At 46.3% G+C, this 3,820-nt stretch carries 3 protein-coding genes; 2 read left to right on the top strand and 1 reads right to left on the bottom strand.

The genetic code is table 11. The features are described from left to right. Positions 1-245: 245 nt before the first annotated feature. Positions 246-791 carry a pyridoxamine 5'-phosphate oxidase family protein gene (locus ACLFWI_RS28180; RefSeq protein ID WP_446410060.1) on the bottom strand — a complete coding sequence of 182 codons (546 nt, stop codon included), beginning with the start codon at positions 789-791 and terminating at the stop codon, positions 246-248. 659 nt (positions 792-1,450) lie between these two features. On the opposite strand from ACLFWI_RS28180, the gene ACLFWI_RS28175 reads away from it, so the two are divergent. Then, positions 1,451-3,115, top strand: coding sequence for a CTP synthase (locus ACLFWI_RS28175; protein WP_446415683.1), 1,665 nt, complete (start codon positions 1,451-1,453; stop codon positions 3,113-3,115). A gap of 86 nt (positions 3,116-3,201) precedes the next feature. After that, entirely contained in the window at positions 3,202-3,621 is a 420-nt protein-coding gene (locus tag ACLFWI_RS28170; RefSeq protein WP_446415682.1) for a hypothetical protein, read from the top strand. The last annotated feature ends 199 nt before the right edge of the window (positions 3,622-3,820 follow it).

The following is a 3,820-nucleotide window of genomic DNA, read 5'->3' as shown; positions in this document are numbered from 1 at the left end:
GTCATTCGTCATACTCGCTTCGCGAGAAGCAAGCTACGTCATTTGTCATTTATTCAGGAATTCATCATTTAGACAGGGCGGGTTTAGTGACATTAGGGTGGGCAAAAAACGATAGTAGTGAAACCCGCCCCTACACATAAAACTCCTTTATCGTCATTGATCATTTACCTCCCCCAGCTTCCCCTGCTCCCCCAGCTCCCCCTGCTCCCGTAGCTTCCCTATCTCCCCACACCATGCCTACTTTTTCAATCGGATAAAAGATGAGTGGGTAATCCATCAATGCTTTGAATATTTTTCGCCTGCCAATATTCATAAATGCCCTGTTCTCCCTTTTTCTCTGACCATTTAACCAGAGTTCCTCGTTCACCTTGAAATTCATATAGGGGAACACCATAGCCACAAGAGGTTTGCACTGATTCAATATCTAGAACAATAATTTGTCGTTGTCCTGGCAGCGAATTAAAGTGGGTATAAAAGGTGTCCCATTCTGGAGCAACGGGGCGAATTACCCGCCCTTGACCGTAAAGGCGTAAGATTAGAGGTTTATCGGTAAAACTGCAAAACATGATCGTTAGTCTACCATCGTCCTGCAAATGAGCCGCCGTTTCATTGCCACTACCTGTTAAATCCAGGTACGCGACGGTTTTCGGATCAAGACAGCGAAATGTGTCCATACCTTTGGGGGATAAATTAATCCGTCCCTGTCGAGGTGCTGTCGCGGTAAAAAAAATCTGTTGTTCTTTGATGAATTTTTGTAAACTTTCGTCGAGTTCTGAATCAAATTTTGCCATTGTTATCTTACTCTAGATCAAGAAAAATAAAGTTTTGTAAATGTAGGCAGACAATTTGTTACCGTATCAGTCGGAAGCGATCGCAAGTCGTATAGCTTGGGAATAGGGATGAGCGTTGAGTTGGAGAGGGGCTGGGGGCATTGTCAAGTATAGTTCATCGGGCTTCGGGAGAAAAGCAGGACGAAAAAAGCGTCAGGCTTTCGGGGTGGACATTCCAGACGAGAGCGGATGTTCAACGTAAAGGATAAAAGAATCCCCAAAAACTAATCGGGCATAGTGCAAACGAGTTGTAAATAGGGACAATAGAGAAAGGATGTTCTCAGCGTGACTTGTGGCGTCTGAAATTAGGAGAAGCGAGTTTCATGGGTTTGGGTGTACAGGGTGATGACAATTTCAATAACCGGTCAGGGGAAGATTACTCTTATAGCACTACGCACTCTAGTTAGGACAGATCAAGAAAAATTCAAATCGCTCAATCCCTTGATGAGTAAGCGTTTTTCTTCAAAGAAAGCCTATTGCCTATTGCAAGAAAGCCTAGCGCGTAGCGCTATATGAGTGATTGAGGGCGTCACACTCCAGCCCGACACCAAACAATCTTAAAAGACTGTGGCACAATTAACGGGGTGCATCTTGAAAAGTCTGGCGTACTTAAAAATTCTATGGCTAAATTTGTCTTTGTAACAGGTGGGGTTGTATCTAGCATCGGTAAGGGTATCGTTGCTGCTAGCTTAGGACGATTGCTCAAATCGCGAGATTATTCGGTGTCGATTCTTAAGCTAGACCCCTATATTAACGTCGATCCAGGAACTATGAGTCCCTTTCAACATGGGGAAGTCTTTGTCACAGCAGATGGGGCGGAGACGGATTTAGACTTGGGACATTATGAGCGGTTTACGGATACGCTGATGTCCCGCCTCAATAGTGTCACCACCGGATCAATCTATCAGGCGGTTCTAAATAAAGAGCGTCGCGGCGACTACATGGGGGGAACGGTGCAGGTGATTCCCCATATTACCAATGAGATTAAAGAGCGGATTCATCGGGTGGCAAAAAATACCAATCCGGATGTGGTAATTACCGAAATTGGTGGAACCGTCGGGGATATTGAATCCTTACCCTTTTTGGAAGCGATTCGTCAATTCCGTAAGGATGTGGGGCGCAATAATGTGCTGTATATGCACGTCACCCTGTTACCGTGGATTCCCTCAGCGGGTGAAATGAAAACCAAGCCGACTCAGCATTCGGTGAAAGAACTGCGTTCGATTGGCATTCAACCGGATATTTTAGTCTGTCGGTGCGATCGCCCCCTGCAACCAGGGATTAAAGAGAAACTCTCGGAGTTCTGCGATGTGCCTGTAGAATCCGTGATTACCTCTCCCGATGCCAATAGCATCTACGAAGTCCCCCTGATTTTAGAACAAGAAGGACTGGCAAACCAAACCTTAGATCTTTTACAAATCCCGCAACGGGAACCTGATTTAAGCCAGTGGCAAACCCTGGTGGAACAGATGCATCGCCCCATCCATCAGGTGGAAATTGCCATTGTCGGTAAGTATATCCGCTTAAGTGACGCTTATCTATCCGTTGTCGAAAGCTTGCGCCACGCCGCGATCGCATTGGGGAGCGAATTCAACATCCGTTGGGTAAGTTCAGAAGATATTGAAACCGAGGATGCCCAACACTTTTTAGCTGGAGTCAACGCTATCATTGTTCCGGGAGGCTTTGGTATCCGAGGCGTAGATGGCAAAATTGCGGCGATTGAATATGCCCGTACCCAAAAAATTCCTTTCCTCGGTTTATGCTTGGGAATGCAGTGTTCTGTGATTGAGTGGGCGCAAAATATTGCGCGGCTTGAGGATGCTCATAGTGCCGAGTTTGTACCCAATGCTCGGAATCCTGTGATTAACTTGTTGCCCGAACAACAGGATGTTGTGGACTTAGGGGGTACGATGCGCTTAGGGATGTGTCCTTGTCGGATTCTGCCCAATACCTTAGCCGCATCAGTCTATGGGGAGGAGGTAATTTATGAACGTCACCGACATCGCTATGAATTTAATAATGCCTATCGTAACCTGCTTTTAGACACAGGTTATATGATTAGTGGCACATCTCCCGATGGTCGCTTAGTGGAAATCATTGAATACCCCGATCATCCCTTCTTCCTGGCAACTCAGTTTCACCCAGAGTTTAGCTCTCGACCGAGTGCGCCCCACCCTTTGTTTAAAGGATTTGTGCAAGCGGCGATAGAGCAATGCCAGAGTGAAGATGCAATTTCTCCAACAGATGCTCCCATTATCCAGCAATCCCCAGTGCAGGTATCGTGACCGAGAGATTTGAATTTTGAGTTATGAGTTTACCCAAATTATCCACAACTCATAACTCAAAGCTCGCAATGGCTTGAGGAGGTTTTGTGGCGTACTGGATACAAATTGATTATGAACGCAGTGATTATGTGATTGACTTAGATCGCATTAGTGCGTTTGCCTGCGCTCCCAACGGCAAAATCACCTTCTGGTTGCCGAATAGTGCCCACCAGATTATCATTAATCAGCAAGGTGATCCAGAGGGGTATCATCAAGTTTTGGAGTATATTAAACAAGTCTGTGCTCATTCCCTAGCTGGATCTTGGATTCAAGTTAGATATGAGCGCAATGACTATGTAATCGATCTCAACCGCATCAGTAGCTTTTCTCACGCGGCGAGTGGCAAGTTAACCTTTTGGTTACCCGATAGTTCAATTCCGATTATTATTAATGAGCAAACTGATCCAGAGAGTTATCATAAGATTCTAGATTATATTAAACGTAAAACAGGTTATGTCATTTCTTAGAAACTTAAATCGGGGCGGGTTTAGTCAAATCGGGGCTGGCTCAGAAACGATAGTGGTAAAACCCGCCCCTACAGATGCGCCTTCCTTGAGGTAGGGAGCCGGGGAAGCAGAGGGAGCCGGGGAAGCAGAGGGAGCAGGGGAAGCGGGGGGAGCGGGGGAAGCGGGGGAAGCAATGTAGAGATGTGCCATGGCGCGTCTG

Origin of the sequence: Coleofasciculus sp. (genome assembly GCF_046539235.1) — a bacterium.
Lineage (GTDB): Bacteria > Cyanobacteriota > Cyanobacteriia > Cyanobacteriales > Coleofasciculaceae > Coleofasciculus.
This window is presented reverse-complemented; position numbering and strand designations above follow the sequence as displayed.